Origin of the sequence: Paraburkholderia podalyriae (assembly GCF_014397785.1) — a bacterium.
Taxonomy (GTDB): domain Bacteria; phylum Pseudomonadota; class Gammaproteobacteria; order Burkholderiales; family Burkholderiaceae; genus Paraburkholderia; species Paraburkholderia podalyriae.
The window spans coordinates 306,845-332,349 of the sequence record NZ_VZQQ01000004.1 but is presented as its reverse complement, the minus strand read 5'-3'; the positions used below and the strand labels follow the sequence as shown (position 1 = coordinate 332,349).

25 protein-coding genes and 5 pseudogenes are annotated in these 25,505 nt (G+C 63.2%); 21 read left to right on the top strand and 9 right to left on the bottom strand.

Annotated elements, in window-relative coordinates:
* Positions 1 to 55 precede the first annotated feature (55 nt).
* Complete coding sequence (locus tag F6X42_RS06955; RefSeq protein ID WP_187633477.1) at positions 56 to 1,630, top strand: ATP-binding protein; 1,575 nt, start codon at positions 56 to 58, stop codon at positions 1,628 to 1,630.
* Positions 1,631 to 1,857: 227 nt separating this feature from the next.
* Here the strand turns inward: F6X42_RS06955 and F6X42_RS06950 are convergent, their stop codons facing one another.
* Together F6X42_RS06950 and F6X42_RS06945 are read right to left on the bottom strand one after the other, a co-directional pair.
* Complete coding sequence (locus F6X42_RS06950) at positions 1,858 to 2,013, bottom strand: hypothetical protein (protein WP_187633476.1); 156 nt, start codon at positions 2,011 to 2,013, stop codon at positions 1,858 to 1,860.
* Positions 2,014 to 2,092: 79 nt separating this feature from the next.
* On the bottom strand, positions 2,093 to 2,407 hold the full coding sequence (locus tag F6X42_RS06945; RefSeq protein ID WP_187633507.1) for a hypothetical protein: 315 nt from the start codon (positions 2,405 to 2,407) through the stop codon (positions 2,093 to 2,095).
* On the opposite strand from F6X42_RS06945, the gene F6X42_RS43870 reads away from it, so the two are divergent.
* The 9 genes and pseudogenes from F6X42_RS43870 to F6X42_RS06905 all read left to right on the top strand — a co-directional run bounded on the left by F6X42_RS43870 (position 2,334) and on the right by F6X42_RS06905 (position 10,895).
* On the top strand, positions 2,334 to 2,561 hold the full coding sequence (locus F6X42_RS43870) for a hypothetical protein (RefSeq protein ID WP_376776330.1): 228 nt from the start codon (positions 2,334 to 2,336) through the stop codon (positions 2,559 to 2,561). The two genes, F6X42_RS06945 and F6X42_RS43870, sit on opposite strands and share 74 nt — an antisense overlap.
* Positions 2,558 to 3,073 (top strand): cyclic nucleotide-binding domain-containing protein, encoded by a 516-nt coding sequence (locus F6X42_RS06940; protein WP_246529988.1) that lies wholly within the window; start codon positions 2,558 to 2,560, stop codon positions 3,071 to 3,073. Before F6X42_RS43870 ends, F6X42_RS06940 begins: the two co-directional genes overlap by 4 nt.
* 231 nt (positions 3,074 to 3,304) lie before the next feature.
* Positions 3,305 to 3,946, top strand: a complete 642-nt coding sequence (locus tag F6X42_RS06935; protein ID WP_187633475.1) for a phosphohydrolase — start codon at positions 3,305 to 3,307, stop codon at positions 3,944 to 3,946.
* Positions 3,947 to 3,969: 23 nt separating this feature from the next.
* Positions 3,970 to 4,164 (top strand): annotated as a pseudogene (locus F6X42_RS06930) (DUF1427 family protein); the annotation flags it as partial.
* Positions 4,106 to 4,402 (top strand): annotated as a pseudogene (locus tag F6X42_RS06925) (alginate export family protein); the annotation flags it as partial. The pseudogenes F6X42_RS06930 and F6X42_RS06925, both read left to right, overlap by 59 nt.
* Positions 4,403 to 4,472: 70 nt before the next feature.
* Positions 4,473 to 6,200, top strand: coding sequence for an FAD-dependent oxidoreductase (locus F6X42_RS06920; protein WP_187633474.1), 1,728 nt, complete (start codon positions 4,473 to 4,475; stop codon positions 6,198 to 6,200).
* An 11-nt stretch (positions 6,201 to 6,211) separates the two neighbouring features.
* Positions 6,212 to 7,200 (top strand): annotated as a pseudogene (locus F6X42_RS06915) (MBL fold metallo-hydrolase).
* A gap of 72 nt (positions 7,201 to 7,272) precedes the next feature.
* Positions 7,273 to 7,788, top strand: coding sequence for a DUF3331 domain-containing protein (locus F6X42_RS06910; RefSeq protein ID WP_187633473.1), 516 nt, complete (start codon positions 7,273 to 7,275; stop codon positions 7,786 to 7,788).
* A gap of 113 nt (positions 7,789 to 7,901) precedes the next feature.
* A complete protein-coding gene (locus F6X42_RS06905) occupies positions 7,902 to 10,895 on the top strand; it encodes an ATP-binding protein (protein WP_187633472.1) in 2,994 nt (997 codons plus the stop codon).
* Between the two features lie 61 nt (positions 10,896 to 10,956).
* Here the strand turns inward: F6X42_RS06905 and F6X42_RS06900 are convergent, their stop codons facing one another.
* Entirely contained in the window at positions 10,957 to 11,889 is a 933-nt protein-coding gene (locus F6X42_RS06900; RefSeq protein ID WP_187633471.1) for a LysR family transcriptional regulator, read from the bottom strand.
* Between F6X42_RS06900 and F6X42_RS06895 the strand changes: the two genes are divergently transcribed.
* Positions 11,888 to 12,031: a hypothetical protein gene (locus F6X42_RS06895; RefSeq protein WP_187633470.1), complete on the top strand. Its 144-nt coding sequence runs from the start codon at positions 11,888 to 11,890 to the stop codon at positions 12,029 to 12,031. The two genes, F6X42_RS06900 and F6X42_RS06895, sit on opposite strands and share 2 nt — an antisense overlap.
* A gap of 54 nt (positions 12,032 to 12,085) precedes the next feature.
* On the opposite strand, the gene F6X42_RS06890 is transcribed toward F6X42_RS06895, so the two are convergent.
* Together F6X42_RS06890 and F6X42_RS06885 are read right to left on the bottom strand one after the other, a co-directional pair.
* Positions 12,086 to 12,970 carry a pirin family protein gene (locus F6X42_RS06890; RefSeq protein ID WP_187633469.1) on the bottom strand — a complete coding sequence of 295 codons (885 nt, stop codon included), beginning with the start codon at positions 12,968 to 12,970 and terminating at the stop codon, positions 12,086 to 12,088.
* 41 nt (positions 12,971 to 13,011) lie between these two features.
* The gene (locus F6X42_RS06885) at positions 13,012 to 14,592 is read right to left on the bottom strand and encodes a cation:proton antiporter (RefSeq protein WP_187633468.1); all 1,581 of its coding nucleotides are present in this window, start codon (positions 14,590 to 14,592) and stop codon (positions 13,012 to 13,014) included.
* Positions 14,593 to 15,084: 492 nt separating this feature from the next.
* Between F6X42_RS06885 and F6X42_RS06880 the strand changes: the two genes are divergently transcribed.
* Entirely contained in the window at positions 15,085 to 16,080 is a 996-nt protein-coding gene (locus F6X42_RS06880) for an alpha/beta fold hydrolase (RefSeq protein WP_187633467.1), read from the top strand.
* Between the two features lie 105 nt (positions 16,081 to 16,185).
* Positions 16,186 to 16,374: a hypothetical protein gene (locus F6X42_RS06875; protein WP_187633506.1), complete on the top strand. Its 189-nt coding sequence runs from the start codon at positions 16,186 to 16,188 to the stop codon at positions 16,372 to 16,374.
* A gap of 222 nt (positions 16,375 to 16,596) precedes the next feature.
* Here the strand turns inward: F6X42_RS06875 and F6X42_RS06870 are convergent, their stop codons facing one another.
* Entirely contained in the window at positions 16,597 to 16,878 is a 282-nt protein-coding gene (locus F6X42_RS06870; RefSeq protein ID WP_187633466.1) for a XapX domain-containing protein, read from the bottom strand.
* Positions 16,879 to 17,163: 285 nt separating this feature from the next.
* On the opposite strand from F6X42_RS06870, the gene F6X42_RS06865 reads away from it, so the two are divergent.
* The 7 genes from F6X42_RS06865 (at position 17,164) to F6X42_RS06835 (ending at position 23,802) form a co-directional block, all read left to right on the top strand.
* Complete coding sequence (locus F6X42_RS06865; protein WP_184031324.1) at positions 17,164 to 17,850, top strand: hydrolase; 687 nt, start codon at positions 17,164 to 17,166, stop codon at positions 17,848 to 17,850.
* A gap of 164 nt (positions 17,851 to 18,014) precedes the next feature.
* Complete coding sequence (locus F6X42_RS06860; protein ID WP_187633465.1) at positions 18,015 to 18,182, top strand: DUF1427 family protein; 168 nt, start codon at positions 18,015 to 18,017, stop codon at positions 18,180 to 18,182.
* A gap of 28 nt (positions 18,183 to 18,210) precedes the next feature.
* The gene (locus F6X42_RS06855) at positions 18,211 to 20,100 is read left to right on the top strand and encodes an amidohydrolase (protein WP_187633464.1); all 1,890 of its coding nucleotides are present in this window, start codon (positions 18,211 to 18,213) and stop codon (positions 20,098 to 20,100) included.
* Position 20,101: 1 nt separating this feature from the next.
* Positions 20,102 to 20,548 carry a DoxX family protein gene (locus tag F6X42_RS06850; protein ID WP_187633463.1) on the top strand — a complete coding sequence of 149 codons (447 nt, stop codon included), beginning with the start codon at positions 20,102 to 20,104 and terminating at the stop codon, positions 20,546 to 20,548.
* A 40-nt stretch (positions 20,549 to 20,588) separates the two neighbouring features.
* Positions 20,589 to 21,503, top strand: a complete 915-nt coding sequence (locus tag F6X42_RS06845; RefSeq protein WP_187633462.1) for a glyoxalase — start codon at positions 20,589 to 20,591, stop codon at positions 21,501 to 21,503.
* Entirely contained in the window at positions 21,500 to 22,195 is a 696-nt protein-coding gene (locus tag F6X42_RS06840; protein ID WP_187633461.1) for a YoaK family protein, read from the top strand. Before F6X42_RS06845 ends, F6X42_RS06840 begins: the two co-directional genes overlap by 4 nt.
* 92 nt (positions 22,196 to 22,287) lie before the next feature.
* Positions 22,288 to 23,802: an alginate export family protein gene (locus tag F6X42_RS06835; RefSeq protein ID WP_187633460.1), complete on the top strand. Its 1,515-nt coding sequence runs from the start codon at positions 22,288 to 22,290 to the stop codon at positions 23,800 to 23,802.
* Here F6X42_RS06835 and F6X42_RS06830 read toward each other — a convergent pair.
* From F6X42_RS06830 to F6X42_RS06820, 3 genes and pseudogenes are all read right to left on the bottom strand, one after another.
* Entirely contained in the window at positions 23,769 to 23,990 is a 222-nt protein-coding gene (locus tag F6X42_RS06830) for a hypothetical protein (protein WP_187633459.1), read from the bottom strand. The two genes, F6X42_RS06835 and F6X42_RS06830, sit on opposite strands and share 34 nt — an antisense overlap.
* An 81-nt stretch (positions 23,991 to 24,071) precedes the next feature.
* A pseudogene (locus tag F6X42_RS06825) lies at positions 24,072 to 24,272 on the bottom strand (DDE-type integrase/transposase/recombinase); the annotation flags it as partial.
* Between the two features lie 58 nt (positions 24,273 to 24,330).
* Positions 24,331 to 24,756 (bottom strand): annotated as a pseudogene (locus F6X42_RS06820) (SDR family NAD(P)-dependent oxidoreductase); the annotation flags it as partial.
* A gap of 139 nt (positions 24,757 to 24,895) precedes the next feature.
* Here F6X42_RS06820 and F6X42_RS06815 point away from each other — a divergent pair.
* Entirely contained in the window at positions 24,896 to 25,111 is a 216-nt protein-coding gene (locus F6X42_RS06815) for a hypothetical protein (protein ID WP_187633458.1), read from the top strand.
* Positions 25,112 to 25,505: the final 394 nt, after the last annotated feature.

Sequence of the window (25,505 nt, the reverse complement as noted above, 5' to 3'; positions counted from 1 at the left end):
AAGCGCGATCGTGATCGACAGACTCCGTTTCACTTCGACCCACGCGAGCATTCACATGGCAACCTTCAATCGCACTTTAAACCTCGCCACCGGCGTGATGGAACTGGGCCGGTTTCAGGTCGACCTCGGAACGCGGGAGCTGCGCCGGGACGGCGTCGCAATACCTGTTGGATCCCGGGCCTTCGATATCCTGGCCGTGCTGGTTTCGGCTGGCGGCCGTCTTGTCACGAAAGACGAGTTATTGAGCGTGGTGTGGCCGAAAACGATCGTCGAAGAAAACAACATCCAGGTCCAGTTGTCGGCCTTGCGCAAAATTCTCGGTCCCGACCGGAATCTTGTCCTCACAGTGCCAGGGCGCGGGTATCAGCTTTGCGTGCGAAAACCGGACGTGGCCTCCACTTCTTGGCTGGGCGGGTCGATGCGAGACGCGCATCGGCTGCCGCCGCCGTTGAACATAGCATTGGTCGGGCGGGAGAGGGCCGTTCAGCGGATCCTCGCGATGCTCGAAAGCACGCGCCTTGTAACGCTCGTGGGCGCCGGAGGGGTCGGCAAGACGCAGCTCTCGCTCGAGGTTGCCCGTCGAACTGAACAAGACTCGGCCGAATCCGCGTACTTCGTCGACCTATCGGGCCTGACGACGCGGGACCGAATGCTCGAAGCCATTATGACAGGCTGCGGTCGGCCGACTGGAGACGCTGGAGTCCCTGCGGAAGGCGTCGCTTGCGCGCTTTCGAATCTGCGCGGGCTCCTACTTATCGACAATGCTGAACATCTGATCGCGCACGTGGCAGAAATAGTCGATGCCTTGCTCGCTGCAAATAACCACGTGCGCGTCGTCGTGACCAGCAGGGAACGGTTGCGCATATCGCCCGAGCAGACATTCAAAGTCGATCCGCTCGAAACGCCACCGGCCAATGCCGCGCCAGTCGATATTCCCGCGCATTCTGCGGTCAGATTGTTCCTGCAGCGTGCAAACGCCATGCAGGTGCCTGTGGATGCCGACGGCCGGCAGCTTCAGCTTGTCGGCGAGATCTGCCGACGGCTGGATGGCATACCGCTCGCGATTGAACTGGCGGCTGCCCGCGTCGCTGACCTCGGTCTCGACGGCGCACGGCGTTGCCTGGATGATCGCATGGCGTTTCTCACTGGCGGATATCGTACTGCCCCGCTGCGCCACCAGAGCCTGCGTGCGACCTTTGACTGGAGCTATGCGTTGCTCGGTCATATCGAGCGGACTCTCTTTAGGCGCATTGCGGTATTCGATCGTCTCTTTACGCTAGACGCGCTCGGCGCCGTTGCATGTGACGCGACGCTTTCCTTAGGCAGTGCAATCGCGGCAATCGACGCGCTCGTCGCAAACTCTCTTCTAAATGTCCAAACGGAGGGGCCGCGCGTTCTGTACTGGCTATACGAATCCACACGCGCGTATGCGCTGCAGAAGCTTTGCGACGAAGGCGAAGTGGAGACGGTCACCATGCGATATGAACGCAACATTATTCAGCTGCCGTCACGATGCGGTGGACACCAGCGTAAATCCGAATCTGGCAACGTTCGTCGGCCGTCGCCTGGTGAGGTCCATGACACGTTGAACTGGGTATCTGCGCAAAATGTCGATTTTGCCATGACGTAGATATGTGGGGCGAGCTGCTCCCGCTTGTCTGAGTGCTTGACTTCGAATGCAGTCTTATACGACTAGGGAGCGCAGACAGTGCGGTGTCCGGGAGCGACCGTCTGAGCGGTGCTTTTTTGAGTTGATATCGATCGACATGATCTCGTCTTAGAACCGTAAAACAGCCGCCTTGCTCATCGCGTGCAGGTCGAGCGTGGCGGGCGGTTTGATGCCGCGCAACCGGCTACTCAATCGTGGAACCACATGTGCAGTTCCCTGACTAGGGTCCATGCGCCGCCTGTACCGATGCCCGCGAGCTGTGCCAGCAACGCCATACCGGGATGTGCGCCGCTGCGTACCTGCTGGACCTGCTGCACTTCGAGTGTGCGGATCTGCAGGCGCACCAGTGCGAGCCGCTCACGTTCGCGCTCAATCTCGAGGCTTGACCCTCAACGATGACCTACGGCGTATCGTCAGAGCCAGTCACGCAAGAATCTGATCGATGGCACGTTGATTGCCTAGCGAACTCTCAAGCGGAAAAGCCAAACCGTATTCCAGTCGGAGTACGGTATCTGCAAAATCCTCCACCATCGCCACGTATTGATCGACATCGCCAAAACGCGTGGTCTGCACTTCACCCGTCTCGTCGGAGCGATGATGGACGTGCGCGGGAGCATAGACGCCGGGATTGAACGGCGCATCAAGACTCAGCCAGCAGGCGCTGATGCACGCGGCCGCCAGTTCGCCCGAGGTGCTTGCCGAGCCGAAGCCGCTCGTCAGCGTGAAGCGCGCGACCAACGACGCAATCGAGTACGAGATCGTCTGCTACGTCGACGCGTGGAGCAAAAAGATCGGCGTGCGCAACGATCTGTACGACCTTGCGCACGGGCATCTGCTGTCACGCGGGGTGATCTTGCGGCCGTCGTCGGTAGCGGAGCCGACGGGGAGTTGACGGACGAGAGGCAGCGGCTCTTGCGCAACGTGCTGATCTTCCAGACGCTTGACGACGCGGAAATCGCCGAGCTCGCCGGCCAACTAACGCTGCACGAGTTCGATGGTGACGACACCATCTATACCGCCGCCGACGAAGGCGGGCACGAGTTGCACATTCTCGCGCGCGGCGTTGCCAAAGTCGTCGTGCCGAAAGACGGCAGGGAGGCCGAATTGCGCAGACTCGCGCCAGGCGACTCCGTTGGCCAGTCGGGAATACTCGCCGGCGTGAGAACCGGCGTGGTCGTGCGCGCGCTCACGCGCGCCACGGTGTTCCGGCTCGACAAAAGCGCGCTCACGCCGATCCTCGCGCGGGGCCCCGAAGTCGCGCGTGAAATGTGCCGGCCGCTCTCCGTCCATCACGAAAGCGAAAAGATGCTGCTTGCGACATCCGCGACCGCCGACGAAGGAAGCGGCGGCTTGCTGCAATGGATCCGCGACGGCGTGCGGCGCTTTCACGAACTCGCGCTGTGAGTGCGGGCAGCTCAAATGCCGCTTTCGCTTAAGGCTTTTTAAGGTTCCGCCAAGGCTTTAATCGACGGCAATCGTTACGCTGGTTGTCATCGAGCGACGGCCTCGCAGAAGGACCGACCGAACCAGGACCTGCTGGAATTCGCGCGTTCGTAGGCATCGTGCGGGATTAAGGGCCCACTGGCGACGAGGCCCGCGCGCATCGCTGGCGATGCGCCATATGGAGGAGGTGACATGAAGAAAACCATTGCGGGCATCCGCATGCCCGACAGTGCGATGGCCCGTGGGGCAACCGAGCGAATTCGCGCGACGGAGTGCACGCTGATGTTCCATCACGCGCAACGGGCGTTTCTGTTCGGCGCGCTGACCGGCTATCGCGAGAACGTGGTTTTCGACATGGAACTGCTTTATGTGGGAGCGATGTTTCATAACGTGGGCCTGAACACCGCGCATCGGCGTTCGTCGTGCCGCTATGAAGTCGACAGTGCGAACGCCGCGCGCGATTTCATGCGCGAGCATCAGGCGGCGGCAAGCGCGACCGACGAGGTCTGGATGGCGATTGCATTGCATACGACGCCGGGCATTCCCGAGCATCTTGCGCCGCTCGTCGCGTTGCTCGCGGCGGGCGTGCAGATGGACGTGCGCGGCGCGCGCTACAACGAATACGCCGCACAGGAGCGCGACGAAATCGTGCAGGCGTGTCCGCGCGAAGTGGGTTTCAAGAAGCGGATTCTCGAGGAATACGCGCGCGGCATGGAGCATCGTCCGCAAACGACGTTCGGCACCGTCAACGCCGACGTGCTCGACCGATGGGATCCGAATTACCGGCGTCTGAATTTTTGCGGGTTGGTGCTCGGTTCGGACTGGCCGAACTGATCCGGCCTCAAAAGGAGATTGACATGGGCTACATCATTTCATTGGGAGTCGGCTTCGGCGTCGGACTTCTGTACTGGCTGCTCAAGGTGCAGTCGCCGGCGCCGCCGCTGATCGCGCGCTCCGGCCTGCTCGGCATGGTGCTCGGCGAACGCGCGATACCCGTCCATGATCGTCAAGCCTACGAGCAAGCTCTCGCTGCTCGCGGGCGTCGGCCTGCAATGGCGCGAGACCACCGCCGACGCCGTCTATCAGCAAGGCTCGGCGGTCCTGCCGGGCACGGCGGGACGCGGCGGACGCTGGACAGGCTTCTATACGCAATTGCGCGCCGACTGGGCAGTCACCGCCAATCTCGCGGCGGCGCTCGAAGCCGTGCATTTCCAGGTAGGACCGTCGCTGCGCGAACTGGGCGCGCGCAATGCCGACTATGTCGGCGCGGAATTGAAGTTCGGGTGGTAGCGCGTGCTAGTGGGTGGTAGCGGCTGATATAGCGCCGATTGAGGCGGTCACGACAACAAAGGTCATCGTTATGAGCACTTCCGGTTTATCGCCCGATGTGGCGCAAGCGTCCGAGCTGGAGTTCCCATATTCGTCGCTCGAATACCGGCAACATCAGATGTTCCCGCGTCTGTCGCCTGCGGAGATTGAAAGCGTGCGCCGCTTCGCGCGGCCGATGAACTTCAAGGCGGGCGAGCTGATCTTCGAGACCGGGCAGGTCGCGCTCGGCCTCTTCGTGCTGCTGCATGGGCGCGTGCGGATCTTTTCGCGCGACAGCTTCGGCCGCTCCACCCTCGTGACCGAACATGACGACGGCCATTTCATGGCGGAGATGGCGCAACTTTCCGGCAAGCCCGCGCTGATCGACGGCCTCGCTCTGACCGATGTCGAGACGCTGGTGATCGAGCCCGAGCGCCTGCGAGCGCTGATCGTCGCGGATGCGCAACTCGGCGAGCACATCATGCGCGCGCTGATTCTGCGCCGGCTCGGACTGATCGAGCAGGGGCTCGGGCCGATCATCGTCGGCAATGGCGACGATGCGCGCCTCGTCGGCCTGCAAGGCTTCCTGCGCCGAAATGCGTATCCGGCGACCGTGATCGACGCGCGTTCCGATCCTGAAGCCGTAACTTTGCTCGGCGGCATGACGACCGGCCCCGGCGACTTTCCGCTGGTGTTCTGCCCCAACGGCCATGTGCTGCGCGCACCGGACGAGGCGCAACTCGCGTCGTGCCTCGGACTCGTGCCGACCTTCGAGCAGTCGCATAGGTACGACGTCGCGATCGTCGGCGCGGGGCCGGCCGGCCTGGCGGCGTCGGTCTATGCGGCGACCGAGGGACTTTCGGTTGCCGTGTTCGATCAGCGCGCGCCTGGCGGACAGGCCGGCGCGAGCTCGCGCATTGAAAACTATCTGGGCTTTCCCACCGGCATCTCCGGGCAGGCGCTCGCCGCGCGCGCGTTCCAGCAGGCGCTGAAGTTCGGCGCGCATCTCGCGATTCCTGGCAAGGTCACCGAAGTGAGGCGGCAGGACGACATGTTCGTGCTGACGCTCGTCGACGGCCAGCGCATCAGCGCGCGCACGGTCGTGGTTGCGAGCGGCGCCGCATATCGCAAGCCGACAGTGCCCGGGTTTGAGCGTTTCGAGGGGCGCGGCACCTATTACTGGGCGTCGACGATCGAAGCGAAGCTCGTCAAAGGCCAGGACATCGTGCTGATGGGCGGCGGCAACTCGGCGGGCCAGGCCGTGGTTTTTCTCGCGAACTTCGCGCGCAGCATCCGCATGCTGATTCGCGGCCAGAACCTCAACGCGAGCATGTCGAAGTATCTGATCGATCGCATCGACTCGCTGCCAAATGTCTCGCTGTGCACGGACTGCACGCTGAGTGCGCTGGAAGGCGACGAAGCGGGGCTCACGCATCTGCATGTGCGTCATGAAACGAGCGGTGAGGAGGAAGTAGTGGCCTCGCGGCATCTCTTTCTCTTCATCGGCGCGGAGCCGAAAACCGATTGGCTCGCGGCAAGCGGCGTCGAGCTCGACAATCGGGGCTTTCTCGTGACCGGTGTGGCGAGAAGCGGGCACGGTGCGTCGGCGGCCAGCACGCATTATCCGCTCGAGACCAGCGTGCCGGGCATGTTCGCGGTCGGCGACGTGCGCTCCGAATCCGCAAAACGCGTGGCCGCCGCGGTAGGCGACGGCGCGGCGGTCGTCGCGCAGATTCATGCGTTCTTGAGCCTGTTGACGAAGGACGCGGCCAACCCTTGACGGAGCAGATGATGAAGTCGATTCAACGTAGCGGAACCCCGCGTGCGGCCGCCTGCTGCCTGCTTCTAATGAGCGTAGTCATGAGTCTGTGGAGCGGCGTAGCGTCAGGCGCCGCGCCACAGGTGAAGAGTCAGGGGCCAGGCTTTTACCGGATCATGCTCGGCAGCTTCGAAGTGACCGCGCTGCTCGACGGCACGCATCCGTTTCCAATCGACACCGTGATCGAAGATGTTCCGAAGGCCGAGATCGCGCGCGACCTGGAGCGGGATTTCCTGCAGGCGCCGGTGCAAGGCTCGATCAACGCGTTTCTGATCAACACGGGCTCGAAGCTGATCCTGATCGACACCGGCGCGGGCGTGTTGTACGGCGATTGCTGCGGCAAGCTGCTCGCCAATCTGCGGGCAGCCGGCTATCGGCGGAACAGATCGACGAGATACTGCTTACGCATCTGCACAAGGATCACTTGGGCGGCATCGTCGTGAGCGGAGCAATGGCCTTTCCCAATGCAGTCGTGCGAGTGAACGAGACGGACGCCAACTACTGGCCGAGCCCGGCCAACAAGTCCAAAGCACCGGCTTTTCTCAGCACTTTCTTCGATGCCGTGAGTGAGAGCGTCGCCCCGTATCTCGCGTCGGGCCGCTTCAAGCCGTTCAATGGCGATGTCGAACTGGACCCAGGCATCCGCGCCGTCGCGCTGCCCGGGCACACGCCTGGCCACACCGGCTATCTGGTGGAGAGCGGCGCGAATCATCTGCTCGTGTGGGGCGACATCGTGCATGTGGCCGCGATCCAGTTGCAGAACCCGACAGCATCGGTCGAATACGACACCGATGCCGCCGCGGCCCAACGTTCGCGCCGCAGCGCGCTCGAGCTCGCCGCGAGCCGGCGTTATCTGATCGGCGCCGCGCATATCGCGTTTCCGGGCCTCGGACATATCAGGAAGAACCGCAACACTTATGATTGGGTGCCGGTCAATTACGAAGCAGCGCCCGGTCAGTGACGCAGCGTTGTCGAGCGACGCCGCTCGCGGCGTTTGTCACGGGCGCTGAGCCAACACTCGAGGAGAATCACGATGCACATCGAATCCCCCGCCAAGCAATGCACGAATGCAGCCAGGCACGAAGCGGACGTGCATCATGAAGCTTGCCGCGCAACGCATGACGATCACGCGGCCATGCACGACGAAAGCCCCGCGCCGGTATGGGGTCACGTGATCAAGCGCCTTCTTGCCGGCTATCGCGGCGAAGCGGAAGGCGAAGCCTATCTTGCGGCGCCGCTCATGCGCGAGGCCGCCAGTGGACCGTCACGGCACCGGCAGGTGGAGGTGATCGAGCGTCTGTCGGAGACGTCGATCGCGGTCCTCTGGCAGGACGCCACGCTATGCCGTTATGCGGACCAGGTGTGGATCAGTTGCCGCGCGAGACTGAAGGGACGCTGCGCGGTGAGCGGGGCGACGATCCGCCGTAACGATCTGATCTACAAACCGAGGGTGCGCAGCGCGGTGCCGGTCAACGCGGCCGCGATGATTCTGGCGTCGGCAGTCGACTTGCAGCATCCACTCGTTCAATACAAAAATTTTGAACGATAGGTTCAGTTTTTTCCGCGCATGCGAAGTTGCGGTTAGTCTAGACTTCGGGGACTCATCGCCGGGCGGTTGTTGGCCGGCCGCTTCTCCACTGGTTGCGTCCTGGATACCGCCTCATGATTCGCATCGGCTCTTTTCAAGTGGACCTCGCCAGTCGCGAACTGCTTCTCGACGGACAACCCGTGCGCATCGGCAGCCGTGCGTTCGACATGCTCGCCGTGCTGATCGCCGCAAAGGGCGAGCTCGTGTCGAAGAACGACATGTTGAAGGAGGTGTGGCCCGACACCATCGTCGAAGAGAACAATCTTCAGGTTCATATGTCCGCGCTGCGCAAGGCGCTCGGCGAAAGCCGCGGGCTCATACAGACCGTGTCGGGCAGAGGCTACAGGCTCGTCGCAAGACAGTCGCCGGTGCTGCCCGCGAACGGCGCGAACCAACCCGATCCTCGCGCGGCCGATCACCGGCAGCTTCGTCCCGCAGGGCAGGTGCCGCACAATCTGCCCGCGAGTTTCTCGCCGCTGATCGGCCGCGACGGGGCGCTGTGCGACGTCGCGCTCACGCTCGCGTCGGCGCGGCATGTCACGCTGCTCGGCGCGGGCGGCATCGGCAAAACGCGCCTTGCGGTCGAAGTCGCGCGCGCTCTGCTCGACCATTATCCGGACGGCGTCTATCTGATCTCGCTCGCGTCCACGTCGGATGCAAACAGCGTGCTTGCGATGTTCGCCGCGAGCGTCGGCGTGAGCAAGGCGAGCGGTCCGCTCACGCTTACGCGGGTCAGCAGGGAGTGGGGCGAACGGCGCGTGCTGTGCGTGCTCGACAACTGCGAGCATGTGCTCGGCCCGGCTGCGCAGCTCGCCGAGGCGCTGCTGAATGCAGGCCCTGGCGTACGCGTTCTCGCAACGAGCCGTGAGCCGCTGCGCGTCGCCGAAGAGCATCTATATTGGGTCGCCTCGCTCGACGTTCCCACGCACGACGATCAAAGCCAGCACGTGCTTCAGTGCAGCGCTGTGCAGTTGTTCCTGTCGCGTGCTCGCGCGATGGACGCGCGCTTTTCGCCCGACGAGCGAAGCATTCATCTGACCGGCACTGTATGCCGCCGGCTCGACGGCATACCGCTTGCGATCGAACTCGCGGCGGCACGCGCGGCGATACTCGGGATAGAAACGCTCGCGGATCATCTCGACGACCGCTTCAATATGCTGACGGGTGGCAATCGCACAGCGCTGCCTCGGCATCAGACGTTGAAGGCCACGCTCGACTGGAGCCATGGCCTGCTCGACGACGCGGAGCGCGCAACGCTGCGCAGGCTCGGCATTTTCGTCAACAGCTTTTCGATGGACGCGGCCATCTGCGTCGTGACGGACAACGGCTTGCAGGAACCTGAGGTGATCGCGGCGCTGTCGGGCCTCGTCGAAAAGTCGCTGGTCGTCGCGCACGTCGAGCGTGGCAGGGCGAGTTACCGGTTGCTCGAAACCACGCGCGCCTACGCGCTGCAAAAGCTCGACGACAACGGCGAGCGGCGCGCCGTCACGCTCAACCACGCGCGCTATTTCATCGGCTTGCTGGAGCGCCATATGTCGGCTGAAGCGCGCTGCGCGGAGAACGACGCGGACCGGTGGCATTCGCGCATGCGCGAATGGCTCGACGACTCGCGTGCGGCACTTGGCTGGGCACTGTCGTCGAAGGGCGACGACGCGCTCGGAGAAAAGCTGGCGGTCAAGGTGGTCGCGCTGCTGTACGAGCTTTCACTGGTGGACGAATGCTGCGCATGGGCGCGGCGCGCGCTCGCCAGCGTTGCGCAAACGCATGGCGGCTCGGGCTCGACGCGGCATCTGCGAGTCCGAATGCAATTGCTCGCCGCGCTCGGTGCCGCGCTCGTCTATGTCAATGGACCGAACCGCGAAACGCTCGCGATCTGGGCCGAGGTGCTTGCGCTGGCGATCGCGCTCGGCGACCACGCATTCGAAGCGCGCGCGTTGTGGGGTATGTGGAACGCGAGCCAGTCGTCAGGCGCGGCGCGTAATGCGCTTGCGTTCGCGCATCGGTTCGCGTCGCTCGCAGCGCAGACCGGCGATGCAAGCAACGGCATTCTCGCTTCGCGCCTCCTGGGCATCGCGTCGCACTACGCGGGCGACCAGCAACAGGCGCGCGCGTCGCTCGAACGGTTCCTGCAGCACACGGACACGCTGCAGCATGGCTTGCCGCTCGGGCAGTCCATCGATCAGGGCGTTGCGGGGCGCGCCACGCTCGCGCGTCTGCTGTGGTTGCAGGGCTCGCGCGACGAGGCGCTTGATCTGTCGGAAGCTTGTATGGCGAGCGCGTGTGCGCGGGACCAGTCGATCGTTACCTGCTATGTGCTGGTCGAAGCGGAGATCCCGCTTGCGCTGCTGTCCGGCAAGCGCGAACGCGCGGCAGAGGCAATTGCGTTGCTGGGCGACGTGGCGGCGCGCACGGGCCTCGGTGTATCGCAGGCATGCGGCCGTTGCTTCGACGAGTATCTGCGCTCGCTCGACGACGTGAGGCCTGAGCGTCTGCATGCCTTTCGCGCCGCATTGGACGAACTCGACGCATTGGAGTACGGCGCTCAACGCGCGATGCTCGTCGTGGGATACGGTCTCGCGTTGGGCCGCGCGGGGCGGCGCGATCAGGCAATCGCGGCGGTGACGCGCGCGTTGGCGCAATGCGACGAAAGCGGCGACCACTGGTATGTGGTCGAACTGAGGCGCGCGCATGGCGAGTTGCTTCTGCTCGGAGATCCGGGCGCGCCGCCAGGCGGTGAGGTAGCCACGGATGCGCAGGCCTGCTTGACGGCGGCGATGGAGGAATCGCTTGCGCAAGGCAGCCGGTCGTTGCAGTTGCGCGCCGCGACGACTCTCGGCCGCTTGTGGTGCGCGCAGGGGCGCGCTGCCGATGCCGTGCGCCTCGTCGAAGCCGCGTGCACGAGGCTGACCCAGGGCCTCGATCTCGAAGATTTCAAAGCCGCGCAGCAACTGCTTGAAACCGCGAGAGTTGCTTCTCGGGTCATGCCGGCGTGTCTGGATATACAGGGCGATGCGAGCACGGCGCTCGCCACGCGTTCGCGGCCGCCGAAAGTCAGCGAAGGCCGCTAGCGCTGCGTTGGGTGGTTGGATTGCCCTGCATTGCGTTGCGTGGCGTTGAGCTTCCGCTATGTCACGCGTTGACCTGGGTCTGCAGAATCTGCTGTTGCACGGCCTTGTCGATCAGGTCCGCCTGATCCAGCCGCTCGACCCACCAGCGCAGTGCCTTGCCGGTCTCGTCGTCGCGCCACGCCAGATAAAAATGCGTGACCTCGCGCATGCCGAGCACGTCTTTTCTGACGAGTTCACCGCGCCTGAGCGCGTCGATGGCGAGGCACTCCGGAATTGTGCCCGCCGCCAGCCCGCGCAATTGCGCGGCGAGCTTCGTTTCGAGCGTCGGCACGGTCAGCACTTCCTGATTGTCCGCGAGCGCGATGGTGCGCGGCGCGAGGTTGCGCGACGTATCGCCAATCGCTACAGCGCGATGACGTGCGACCACATCCAGTGACAGCGGTCCGGGCAATGACGCGAGCGGGTGCTCCGGCGCTACCACGAACACGTGTCGCAGTGAGCCGATCGGCTTCGCGACGAGATTCGGAATCGGCGGCGGGTCGCCCGCCGCGCCGACGATCAGGTCGGCGCGTCTCGTGAGCAGCGCATCCCACGAACCGCCCAGCACTTCTTTCGACAGATGCAGGCGCGTGTCGAGCTTCAGCTTGTAAAACTCGTCGACGTGATGCCACAGTAGCGCGAACGGGATGATTTCGTCGACGGCCACATACAGGTCGGACTCCCAGCCTTGCTCGATGCGCCTGGCCTTGCATTCCAGGTCTTCCGCGGCCGCCAGCAGACGGCGGCCTTCCTCGACGACCACGCGCCCCGCGTGCGTGAGCGTGGCGCGCCGGCCGCTGCGGTCGAACAGCTTGACGCCAAGATCGAGCTCGAGCTTCTGCACCAGATATGTAAGCGACGATGGCACCTTATGCAGCGTTTCGGCGGCGCTTGCAAAGGTGCCGGTTCGGTCGACCGCGTCGAGCACCTGAAGAACTTCAAAGGAAAGATTCATGGCGAAGAGCGAAATCCATCTGAGCCGGACGGCTGAAGCGCCCAGCATACTGGATTTCATCCTGATCGCGATGGCGTGGCCGGTAGTCAGCCAGATTCATGCGTTGCTTGGTCGAGACGAAGCGCGCGTCAAGGCTTCTTGAGGCGCCCAATGAGCGGCATGACGCGCCAAACGCAATCGCTCCCCAAGTCAATGCTCAATGTGCGCCACGCTCGGGTTGAGGCGTCCACTCATGCTCTTCGCCAGGCACTTTGCCGAAGGTCTGCGCAGCCCAGGCTTGCCGCGCAGCCACAATCTTCTCGCGCGAACCAGACACGAAATTCCACTCGATGAAGCGTTCGCCCGGCAGGTGCGCGCCGCCGAGGAGCATCACGCGCGCGCCATGCGCGCTGGCGAGTTCGACCGTTGCACACGGCTCCAGCACGGCCATCGTTGTCGGAGACAACGGCGTCCCGTCGATGGTCAGATCTCCGTCGACGAGATAGACGCCGCGCTCCTCGTGCTCGGCATCGAGTGCAAGGCGACCGGCAGCCGCGAACTCGGCATAGACGGAGAGCGTGGGTGAAAAGACTTCGACCGGCGAGGTCTTCCCGAAAGCCGTGCCCGCGATCACATGTACGGTTGCCCCGTCGCGCGTGAACGTCGGCAGCGTATCGGCCGGATGATGAATGAACGCGGGCGCGGCGTCTTCGTGTTCGACAGGCAGCGCGACCCAGGTCTGAATGCCGTGGATCGCCTGTTCAACTGGCCGATCCTCCAGCGGCGTGCGTTCTGAATGGACGATGCCGCGACCGGCCGTCATCCAGTTCACGTCGCCGGGTACGATTTTCTGCCGATAGCCGAGGTTGTCGTGATGCATGAACGAGCCTTCGAACAGGTACGTGACGGTCGCGAGGCCGATATGCGGATGCGGCAGCACATCCACGCCGCTGCCAGCGGGCAGCACGGCTGGCCCCATATGGTCGAAGAAAATGAATGGTCCGATGAGGCGCGCGGCACGGGCGGGAAGCACGCGCCGCACGATCAGGTTGCCGATGTCGCTTTCGCGCGGCGTGAGCAGAGCCTTGATCGTAGTGGGCATGATGAATACCTTTCGTTAAGGGCCGACGTGGAGGCAAGCCGTCACGGTTCGAGCAGCCGCAACAGCCGCAGCTCCTCGAAATCAAGTTCGGATTCGATGCGATGCAGGACCGCGTCGTCCACCTTGCCGTCGCGATGCAGGCCTAGCAATGCCTCGCGCGACACGCCAACGAGTTCGAGTTCGACACGCAGGAAGTGCGCACGGTGTTCGATTCGGTCCGCACCCAACTGGTATGCGCTTTCGTTCGCGGTGACGCGAATCCGGTATTCGGCTAGCAGCCGCTCGAACGTCGCGCGTTCGATGCCGGACGAGCGCTCGTCGATTTCCTCGAGCGCAGCGAGAGAGGCGCCGAACGCATGGGCGCGCGCCTCATGCTCGGACATGGTATGACGGGCTGTCGGGCGCAGTTTCAGCAGCCGGATGAGCGGCGCGAGGCTGCCGCCCTGCACGACAAGCGTCGCGATGATCAGCAGAAATGTGCTGAAGACGATCAGGTCGCGGCCGGGGAAATTGTCTGGCAGCGCGATTGCGGCCGCCAGACTGACGACGCCGCGCATACCCGCCCAGCCGAGCACAACCGCTTCCTTGAAGCTCCACGGCTCGCGGCCCGAGCGTTTCGCGCGTATCTGGTCGGGCAGCCAGATCGCAGCGAACACCCATGCGAGGCGCGCAACGATGGCTGCCGCAGTTGCCGGCAACGCGACACGCAGCCCGGCCGTCAACACGGCCGATTCGTGATTCACCCGTGAAAGGAGCGCATGCAGTGTGAGGCCGATCAGGATGAAGACCAGCGCCTCGAGCACGAACACGACCGCTTCCCAGGTCGCCTTGGCTTTTATGCGCATATCGGCGTTGAATACCCGATGCTGGCGGATGCCGAGCACGAGACCGCAGGTCACGACGGACAGCACACCCGATCCGCCGACGGCCTCCGCGATACCGTAGCTGGCCCACGCCATAACGAAGGTCACGACGATGCCGAGCATCGGATCGCCCAGACGCGGCAGCACCCAACACATGGCCTGGCCGCACACGATGCCGACCGCGATGCCGATCAGGGTAAGCGTAAAGAACAGCACCGATCCGCTCGTGACCGTGATCGTCGCGGCTAGCGCTGCCGAGATTGCGATCTGATAGAGCAGCAGGCCCGACGCGTCGTTCACGAGGCTTTCGCCTTCCAGCACGGCCACGAGCCTGGCGGGTAGCGGGTGGCGCTGAAGGATCGCTTTGGCGGCGACCGCGTCGGGCGGCGAGACGATCGCACCGAGCGTGAAGCACGCCGCCCATGGCAGGTTCGGGTTGAAGGCATGCACGGCGACAGCCACGGCGACGGTGGTGAATGTCACGGCCCCGAGCACGAGCGAAACGATCGTGCCGATGCCGCGTTGGAATTCCTTCCACGCCGTATAGAACGAACTCGACATCAGCAGCGGCGGCAGCACGGCCGCGAGCAGCAGGTTCGGGTCCACGTCGGGTACGCGCCTGCCGGCGACTGCGATCACACAGCCGCCGAGCAGCAGAACGACGGCAGGCGGGATCGCGATGCGCTCCGCGAGCCACGTCAGGGCGCCCGCTCCGCAGATCAACAGCAGGAGGTAATGAAAAAACTCGACGTTGTTCATCCGCTAGAAGCCCGGGGATTGCACGTCGATCAGACCGTAGACGACCCCGGCGAGAGTACCGGCAAGCAGCGAAGGGATGTACGGATTCATGATGCGAGTCTTGGTTGGTGAACGTGGCGTGACAGGAACTACGCGAAAGGCTCGCGGAAAAAGTATAGGTTCGTCTGGATCAGGCAGAGTCTGATTAAGAATATTTAATCTCTGGCGCATGCGAGATATCCGCTCGATCGAGCTTTGGGGTCGTGCGTGAGCGCGGCAACGGCGCCGAATCGTGGCTAAAGCTTTTGCGCCTCGCTGGGCGCAAAGGCATTGCGGCTTCATTTCAGGACTTTTCAGTTTGCGCCAAGGACTTCGGCCGCTTGCATCATTAGAGTGCCTGCCGGCATGTGGCGCTATTCAGCGAGTTCTCGCTCCTCGCCGCATCGCTATCCATCTCAACACGCAAAGTCGTCGCCACGCCCGCGCGCGGCGATGCAACGACGGAGATCTAGCATGAACACCCAGCAAATCGATTCGACCAGGCCTTCGGCGTCGCGCCGCAGGCTGCTTTCGGCAAGTGCGGGCATGGCCGGCGCCGTGGCAGCCATGTCGAGCCTGTCCGCGAACGCAGCCGCGTCCGTGACGGGCGGTTCGGCGCGTACGCACGGCACCTCGCATCATCACGGCGGCAACTACGTGAGCGCGAAGGACGGCACGCAGATCTTCTTCAAGGACTGGGGCACGGGCATGCCGGTCGTCTTCTCGCACGGCTGGCCGCTCTCGGCTGACGCGTGGGACGCGCAGATGCTCTTCCTGGTGAATCAGGGCTACCGGGTGATCGCGCACGACCGCCGCGGCCATGGCCGTTCGGGCCAGCCGTCCGAGGGCAACGACATGAACACCTACGCCGACGATCTCGCGGCTGTGCTGGACGCGCTCGACGTGAAGGGCGCGATGCTCGTGGGCCATTCCACGGGCGGCGGCGAGGTGGCGCATTACATCGGCCGCCATGGCGAAAAGCGCGTGGCGAAGGCCGTTCTGATCGGCGCAGTGCCGCCGCAAATGGTCAAGTCTGCGAACAATCCGAACGGTCTGCCGATGTCGGTGTTCGACAACATCCGCGCGGGCGTGGCGGCGAACCGCTCGCAGTTCTATCTGGATCTGGCCACGCTGTTCTACGGCTTCAACCGCCCCGACGCGAAAGTCTCGCAGGGCCTCGCGCAGGACTTCTGGCGCCAGGGCATGGCCGGTTCGATCAAAGGCCAGTACGAGTGCATCAAGCAATTCTCTGAAGTCGACTACACCGACGACCTCAAGAAGATCAGCGTGCCCACGCTGATCCTGCACGGCGACGACGACCAGATCGTGCCGATCGACGATTCGGCGAAGCTCTCGGCGAAGATCGTCAAGAACGCGACGCTCAAGGTGTACAAGGACGCGCCGCACGGCATGTGCAGCACGCACGTCGATCAGGTCAATGCGGACCTGCTCGCGTTCCTCAAGTCCTGAGGCGCTACGACGAGATCTGCGTGACGCGCCTGCGAGGCAACGCGCGTCTGTTCAGAAATCCTCGGCTTGTCACAAGGACTTTCAGGCGCGCGTCGCCTAAGCTCGATGCCAATCGCGACCACCAACCTCCTCGACATGGGCACCGAATGGCAGCCGGTCTCGGAGGCGAAGGACGTGTTAGAGGGCCGCGACCGCACCACCGGCAAGGTCAAGTGGACCGGCACGCGCGTCGACCTTATCTTCGGTGCGCATTCGGTGTTGCGCGCGCTGAGCGAGCGTGACTCCAGGCATTGAGCGATGTGACCGAAGGTCTTCTCGGGCGTATCGGTACGGCTCGCCGGGCAACCGTGCACCGATGCGTAAAGAATTGCTGCGCTGAACTTTTAGCGGCGATGTCATTAAGCCGCGGGCGGCGCTCGTTCACTGCTTCGGACACCGTGTCGTCACGTTACTGAAGCGTCGCGATGGCCAACGTCGGGCACGCCTTCGTCTAGGCTGACGCCCGAGAGATGCCGATCAGAATGAGGATGGCTTCTGGTCCCTTGCGGCCGCGTTGGAGCCTTGAGCGCCCGGCAGGGAGCCGAACATGTGCTGGCTGCATTTCGCCTCGCGCCATGCGGCACCCAACTTGTAACCGGAGAGCACCCTGCGTGCGAGGGGAAGTATCTGCTCGCCGGCCAGCATGCCGAGCAGGCCCATCAGCGCAATGGTGGGCGGGGCTGGCGATTGCACGCCGATCGCAGCGTAGACGACCCCGGCAAGGATGCCGGCCAACAAGGAAAGGATATACGGTTTCATAGTGCGAGTCTCATTGACGACTTGTCCCGTTACAGGATCTACCCAGCGAATTCGTGAAAAGACTACCGGCTACTCTGGATTAAGAAAATACCAATTAAGAGCTTTTAAGATTAATTTTTTGGGTAATAAAATTTAATCCCTTTTTAGTTGTTGCTGCTCTGTCCTTGCGTGTCAAATAACCGGAGCTGGATGTCGAATTGCCCAGCGCCAATGCACATTGGACGCCTGCCGGTCATGCCGGCATGGCGGCTTCCCCCTCTCTCCGGTTCAAAGGACATACCCGTCATGAACAATTCGAAGCTCGAAGTTCTCACTCCTCAGAACAGCCAACTGATCATCATCGATCACCAACCGCAAATGGCGTTCGGCGTTCAGTCGATCGACCGCCAGGTGCTGAAGAACAACGTCGTCGGTCTGGCCAAGGCGGCCAAGGTGTTCAACGTTCCGACCACGATCACCACGGTCGAGTCGCAAAGCTTCTCGGGTTACACGTATCCGGAACTGCTCGACGTGTTCCCCGAGCACAAGGTGCTCGAACGCACGTCGATGAATTCGTGGGACGACCAGAAGGTACGCGACGCGCTCGCCGCGAATGGCCGCAAGAAGGTGGTCGTAGCGGGTCTGTGGACCGAGGTCTGCAACACGACGTTCGCGCTCTGCGCCATGCTCGAAGGTGACTACGAGATTTACATGGTGGCCGACGCATCGGGGGGCACGTCGAAAGACGCGCACGACTTCGCGATGCAGCGCATGGTCCAGGCGGGCGCCGTGCCCGTCACGTGGCAGCAGGTCCTGCTCGAATGGCAGCGTGACTGGGCTCACCGTGCGACCTACGACGCCGTGATGGCGATCGCGAAGGAACATTCGGGCGCGTACGGCATGGGCGTCGACTACGCGTACACGATGGTCCATAAGGCAGCGCAGCGCACGGCTACGCCGCACGAGGTGCTGCCGGCTGTACCGGCACGCTAATCGCCTCCGCGATCGCCGAAAGCGGGGCGATGCGCTCTGTGTGAAGTCGGCGGCAGCGCACGCGGTCTGCCGATCGCTGCGCTGCAGTGCATTCCCCGCGAGGTACTCGGGTTGAACCGCGAGGTCTCGCATCAGTATTCCAACCTTACGGAGAGACTGATCGTATGGAAACTTATCTGGTGTCCCTCGGTGCAGGGATGCTGATAGGCGTGATCTACAGCGTGATCAAGGTCCGCTCGCCCGCGCCTCCGCTCGTTGCCCTCATCGGCCTGCTTGGCATGTTGATCGGCGCACAGGCCGTTCCATCCCTGAGGCAGTTGTTGGGCTTTTAATCGAACTGATAGAAACGAGGAAACGCAAATGAGCGCAACCGCTACTCATCCCGATCTCATTTTGTACAACGGACGGTTCACCACGCTGGATCGTTCGAACCCGATCGCCAGTGCCGTGGCGATTGCCGATGGCCGCTTCGTCGCGGTCGGCAGCGATACCGACGTCATGCCGCTCGCGGGCCGCGCAACCAAAGTTATCGATCTCGGTGGCCGGCCGGTGCTGCCAGGCCTCATCGACAATCACCTGCATCTGATCCGCGGCGGTCTGAACTACAACATGGAACTGCGCTGGGACGGCGTGCGCTCGCTCGCCGTTGCCATGGAGATGCTCAAGCAGCAGGTTGCGATCACGCCCGCGCCGCAATGGGTGCGCGTGGTCGGCGGCTTCACCGAGCACCAATTCGAAGAGAAACGGCTGCCGACGCTCGATGAGCTGAACGCCGTGGCGCCGGATACGCCCGTGTTCATCCTGCATCTGTACGACCGGGCGCTGCTCAATGCCGCCGCGTTGCGCGTCGTGGGCTATACGAAGGATACGCCGGAGCCGCCGGGCGGCACGATCATGCGCGACAGCGCGGGCAACCCCACCGGGCTGCTGCTGGCGAACCCCAATGCGTCGATCCTCTACGCGACACTCGCGAAAGGCCCGAAGCTGCCGCTGGAGTATCAATACAATTCGACGCGTCATTTCATGCGCGAACTCAACCGCCTTGGCGTGACCGGCGCGATCGATGCCGGCGGCGGCTCGCAGAACTACCCGGACGATTACGAAGTCATCCGCAAGCTCCATGATGTGGGAGAGATGACGGTGCGCATCGCGTACAACCTCTTCACGCAAAAGCCGAAGGCCGAAAAGGAAGACTTCGTGAACTGGACCGGCTCGGTCAAGTATCACGATGGTTCGGACTACTTCCGCCACAACGGTGCGGGTGAAATGCTGGTGTTTTCGGCCGCTGACTTCGAGGACTTCCGCGTGGCGCGCCCCGAACTGCCGCCCGGAATGGAAGGCGAACTCGAAGGCGTGGTGCGGGTACTCGCACAGAACCGCTGGCCGTGGCGCCTGCATGCGACCTATGACGAAACCATCAGCCGTGCGCTCGATGTGTTCGAGAAGGTCAACAAGGATATTCCGCTCGACGGAATCAACTGGTTCTTCGACCACGCGGAAACCGTTTCCGAGCGATCGATGGATCGCATTGCGGCGCTGGGTGGCGGCATCGCGGTTCAGCATCGCATGGCCTATCAGGGCGAGTATTTCGTCGAGCGCTATGGCGCGCAAGCGGCACAAGCCACGCCGCCCGTCGCGAGAATGCTCGAGAAGGGCATCAAGGTCTCGGCCGGCACCGATGCGACGCGCGTCGCGTCGTACAACCCGTGGGTGTCGCTCGCATGGCTCGTGAGCGGCAAGACAGTTGGCGGTCTGCGGATGTATCCGCAACGTAACCTGCTCGATCGCGATACCGCGCTGCGCATGTGGACGGAGTACGTCACCTGGTTCTCGAACGAAGAGGGCAAGAAAGGGCGCATCGTGCCCGGGCAACTCGCCGACCTCATGGTTCCGGACCGCGACTTCTTCTCGTGCGCGGAGGACGACATTGCCGGCACCACCGCATTGCTCACGGTGGTCGGCGGAAAGATCGTCTGGGGCGCGGGCCCATTCTCGCAACACGATCAGCTCATCCCGCCTGCAATGCCGGACTGGTCGCCGGTGCGCCAATACGGCGGCTATGGCGGCTGGGGCGCTACGCAACGCGAGGGCGCGCCGCTCGGGCGTGCCGCTGCCGCGGCGATGTGCTCCTGCGCGAGCGCCTGCGGCGTGCACGGCCATGCGCACGCGAGCGCGTGGGCCAGTGCATTGCCGACTTCGGACGCAAAGGGCTTCTGGGGCGCATTCGGCTGCTCTTGCTGGGCGATCTGACATGACGATATGGAACGGCAGCGGCAACCCCGCATGGGTTCGTGCGCTGCTATCGCCGCCGTGGGCTGGGCCGTTCGTGCGCCTTGCGCTCGTGTCCGCCTACCTCATCGGCGGTGTCACCAAAGCGCTGAACTTCGAGGGCGCGATTGCGGAGCAGGCGCATTTCGGCCTGCACCCGGCCGCCCTCTGGGCAGCGCTCGCGGTGGCGGTCGAGATCGTCGGCTCGCTGTGCGTGGTATTGCGCCGCTTCGCGTGGATCGGCGCAGGCGGCCTCGGCATGCTGACCGTCGTCGCGATGCTGGTTGCCAACGACTTCTGGAACCATGCCGGTGTCGAGCGCTTCAAGGCGCTCAACAGTTTTTTCGAGCATCTGGGACTGATCGCGGGGCTCGTGCTCGCGATCCTGCTCGGCGATTCGCAGCGTCCGTCCGGCGAGAACCGCGCCTGACCGGTTGATCAGTACGATGAAATATCAAGGAAATTCCGCTATGAAAGCAATTCGCACTGCCTTAGTTACCCTGATGATCGCGGGTGGTCTCGTCGCCGCGCCCGTTTCTTTCGCGACGCCGCCCGTAGCGCCGGTCGAATCGCCGTCGGTCGCAGTCGGTCCGCAGTACGACACGACGCACGTATACGTGGCACCAGAGGACTTCGACCGCTTCACCGACAGCTTCGCGGCGACGTTCGGCGGCAGCAAGTCGAAGCAGGGTGTGTTCCAGGTCACGCCGGCACCGAGTCAGACGATGTCGCAACTCGTATTTACCCCGTCAGGCACGATCTCCGTGTTCGGCTTCAAGACGCCCATGCCGTATCCCTTCGGCGCGGAGCGCACGGGCTACCTCGTGACGGACATGGACGCGGCGGTGAAGTCGGCGCGTGCACTCGGTGCCGATGTGATCGTCGATACGTTCCCCGACCCGATCGGCCGCGATGCGATCATCACATGGCCGGGTGGTACCAACATGCAGCTCTACTGGCACACCGAGGCCCCGCACTACGACAAGCTGCAGACCATTCCCGAGAATCGGGTCTACGTGTCGCCGCAAAGCGTGCACAAGCTGGTTCACGATTTCGTCAAATTCTCGCACGGCAAGGTGGTGTCCGATGACATGAAGGCGCCGGGTGTCGAGATCGGCAGACCTGACGACACCTATCGCCGCATTCGAATCGAATCGCCGTACGGCAAGATGACCGTGCTCGTGACGGACGGTCATCTGCCTTACCCGTTCGGGCGCGAAGTGACCGGCTACGAAGTATCGAATCTGGCCGATACGCTTCAAAAGGCGAAGGCCGCTGGCGTCAATGTGCTGGTGCCGCCGTTCACCTCGGCCGGGCGTGATGCCGCGGTCGTGCAGTTCCCGGGCGGCTATATCGCCGAAATTCACGCAGGCGCGGCGCAATGAAGTCCGAGGACACGATCCTTGCCGCGATCGCCGGCTTTGTCGACACGCTGAGCTTCGTTGCACTGTTCGGTCTGTTCACCGCGCACGTGACGGGCAACTTCGTGTTGATTGGCGCCGGCATCGCCGGCTCGGGGCAGGGCGTTCTGCTCAAGCTGATCGTGTTCCCCGCGTTTATCGGCGGAGTCGTTCTCAGCAGCCTGTTCGTGCGTTGGCTCCCGCAGGGGCATGCGCGTCAGGGCGCACGCTTGCTCTATGCGCTGCAGGCCGTGCTGATCATCGGCTTTTGCCTCGCCGGCGTATGGGCGACGCCGGTCAGCCGGCCCGAGAGCTTGCCTGTCATCGTGGCCGGCGTCGTGGGTGCGTTCGCAATGGGTGTGCAGAATGCGCATCCGCGCCTGATCCAGCGTCCTGGCGTGCCGAATACCGTAATGACGGGCAACGTCACGCAAGCCGTTCTGGACGTGATCGACATGCTGTCGCCGGGCACGGTCGACAGCGTGCGCGCCGCGGCGCGCACGCGCTTCGGGTCGATGATGCCGGCCATTGTCGCGTTTGCGGTTAGCGCGGTGGCCGGGGCACTGGGGGTCGTCTACATGGGCTTCTGGGCGCTGCTTGCGCCGGCGTGCGCCCTCGTCGGGCTCGCGGTGACCACGGGAGAGCATGAGCGCGCGATCGCACCGGGGCACTCATGAATCCAGGCGGCGCAGGGAATCATCCCGCTCAGGCCCGGCGCGTGAGCGGGACGGGCAAACACAAACACAAGCCGACAAAGGCAAGGAAATCCATGGTATCGAGCACGACGCGCGGGTGTCGATTCGAGAAGGCCGCGCGCTTGACGGCCATCGCCGGGCTGTTGCTGATGGGCGCCGACGCAGCGTTCGCGGATACGGCTGCGCAACCGGTTACAGGTGCGAGCCTCGCGGCTGACTCGGCCGGTGCGACCACTGGCACGGTGGTGAATGACGCCACAACGACCGACGCGTGTAACGTCAAACGTCCTGCCGTAATGTTCAACCGCTGGCAGGAGGACTGGTCGGTGCTTGCGAACCCCTGCGTTCCGCGCAAGCCACTCGACAGCCTCAAGTACATTCCGCTCGGCGGCGACCCCGCCTCATATCTGTCGCTTGGCGCCAACCTGCGTGAGCGTATCGAAACCAATGACGCGCCGCTGTTCGGTATCGGCTCTGCGCAGTCGGATACCTATCTGATCCAGCGCATCGAAGTGCATGCCGATGCACATCTCGCCGAGCACTGGCAGTTTTTCGTGCAACTCGTGGATGCGCGGGCGTTTGGCAAGAACGTGGTCACGCCGGTGGACAAGAATCCGCTCGATCTCGAGCAGGCATTCGTGGCCTACACCGGAGCGGTCGGCGGCGGTACGTTCAAGTTTCGCGTTGGCCGCCAGGAAATGGCATTCGACTTGCAGCGTTTCATTGCCGTACGCGATGGCCCGAACGTACGACAGGCGTTCGATGCTATCTGGGCAGACTACGAATACCAGAAGTGGCGCTTTATCGCCTACGCGACGCAGCCCGTGCAGTACCGTAACGCGACGGCGTTCGACGACGTGTCGAACCGCAATCTCACTTTCAGCGGCGTGCGTTTCGAGCGCCAGTCCGTCGGGCCGGGTGATATGTCCGGCTACTGGTCGCGCTATAACAACACCAACGCGCGATACCTCGACGCTCAAGGTTCTGAGCACCGCGACGTCTGGGACCTGCATTATTTCGGCACGCGCGGCCGCGTGGATTGGGATGCCGAGGCGATGCTGCAGACGGGAACGGTCGGTAATAGTACAGTTCTCGCGTGGGCGGTCGGCTCGCTCGCGGGTTACAAGCTCGACCTGCCGTGGACGCCGCGCGTCGCGCTGCAGATCGACGCTGCCTCTGGCGACCGGCACCCGCATGATGGGCGGATCGAGACCTTCAATCCGCTATTTCCGAACGGCTATTACTTCACGCTCGCAGGCTATACGGGCTACGCGAACCTTATCCACATCAAACCATCCATCACGCTCAAGCCTTCGGCCAGTCTCACGCTGCTTGGCGCGCTGGGCTTCCAGTGGCGCGAGACGACCGGCGACGCCGTGTACCAGCAGCCGAATCAGCCAGTGCCGGGCACGGCGGGAAAGGGCAGCCGGTGGACCGGCATGTATGTGCAGTTGCGCGCGGACTGGACGATTGCGGCAAATCTGGTAGGTTCGGTCGAAGCCGTGCACTTCCAGGTGGGAAACTCGATTCGTGAGGCGGGCGGCCGCAATGCCGACTACGCCGGCGTCGAACTCAAGTACGGGTGGTAGGACTCGTCGGCGATCAGGCTCGTGGCGATCCCCGCGGCGTGAGGAGCTGCCCTCTTAGGGGCGTGCTCGTCGAAGGCGCATTGGAACTTCTCTGCGACGTACGTCCGGGTGCATTCGAAAAGGCTATACGTCGCCTCTGGCCGGTCGAAACAGACGTTGACAAGTGACTTCGAGACAAGTTCATCCATGCGGCTCTGGTGCAAATGGTTGGTCAGGCCGATATTTTTCCTATCGATATGGATACCTTATCGATAGGACAGGGCAGAATTTCAGACAGCGAGTGCAGCGGTATCTTTAAGCCCGAGTATGTAGAAGTTGAACTGTCCCTTGCGAATGCGATGCATCAATTCGATGTCTGAAATTGTGGTCACGGCATTCCGGAATCGTTTGAAGCCGAGCATTACGTTCGTTCTGGACTTGATGTTTCGATGGTCCTGCTCGATCAGATTGTTCAGGTACTTCGAGGACCGGATCTTCGTGTCCTCAGGCAGCAGGTCATCGGCCTTCATCTCACGCACCCCCGGTGTGATGCGGGTTCGGCGAATTGAGGAGATGCGGCAGGCACGCTTGCGCGCACACGAACGTGCCTCTGCCATTGACCCCATGCATCAGGTCGTACCGTTTGACGGGTGTGTCTAGCGTGCCAGTCAGTCGAATGGCGCTGGCATTGTTCACGAGGATATCGATGCCACCGAACAACCCAACGGTCTCGGCAACCGCGGCTTTCACGCGTTCTTCGTCGCGAATATCCACAACAAGCGGGAGCGCGGTGCCGCCAGCGGCTTCAACAGCCGCCGCTGCCGTATAAATCGTGCCCTCGAGACGCGGGTCCCGGTCGCCGGTCTTCGCCGCAATCATGATATTGGCTCCGTCACGTGCGGCTCTGAGTGCAATGGCGAGTCCGATGCCGCGACTGCCACCAGACATGAATATGGTCTTGCCGGCAAGGGTCATAGTCGTCTCCTGAACACTCCCTGTAGCATACGCTGCTGCCGTCATCACGCCGTTGCCGATGTAGACGTTACTCGTGAAGGGGATGGCGTACGTTACTCATCTCGTCGTGAGTCGCAGACGCTGAACCCGTCGTTCTCGCGTGGCTTCCTTCGCTTGTGTTTTGTGTGGTGCAACTGCCGACCTTGCCAAGCGCAAGATGCTGCCAGCACGCTATGAGGCACATCGCGCAGACTCGTTGCCCGCGGCAGGAGTAAGTATTGGCGTGGTACGCAGACGACTTGACGCCAGTGCTAACTGCGACTGGCAGCGACCCTGCAGATTGGTGAGCGAGTCCACGTCGCCGACGACTTTCTGACGGCGTCGTATTGATCGTGAAAGCCGGCATGACCGGCGGGGGGCTGCCGGCCAGAATGCGCGTTTCGGCTTTACCTGGTCCGGCGAGCCACCCGTACAGCCCCAGCCGCTTCCTCTGTCATGTACCCGCCAGCAGTGAGCGGGACACGAGAACTGTATAAAACGCGCCAGCCTTTTACTGGCAGCGGGCACTACTGCCCTGTTTTTGCCGGCATAACATTGTCGTCCGGCGACATACTGTGCATGCCTGTATCGGTCGAGCCAGTGTTCTTTGTCATTTTGCCCGGTCTCGCGTTCCACGGGCTCGAGACAGGCTCGCTGTGGTATGTCATCCCTGCTGTTGCGGCACCGTGAGCACCGCCGCCCCCACTTCCACCGTTCCCATTCCCTCCACC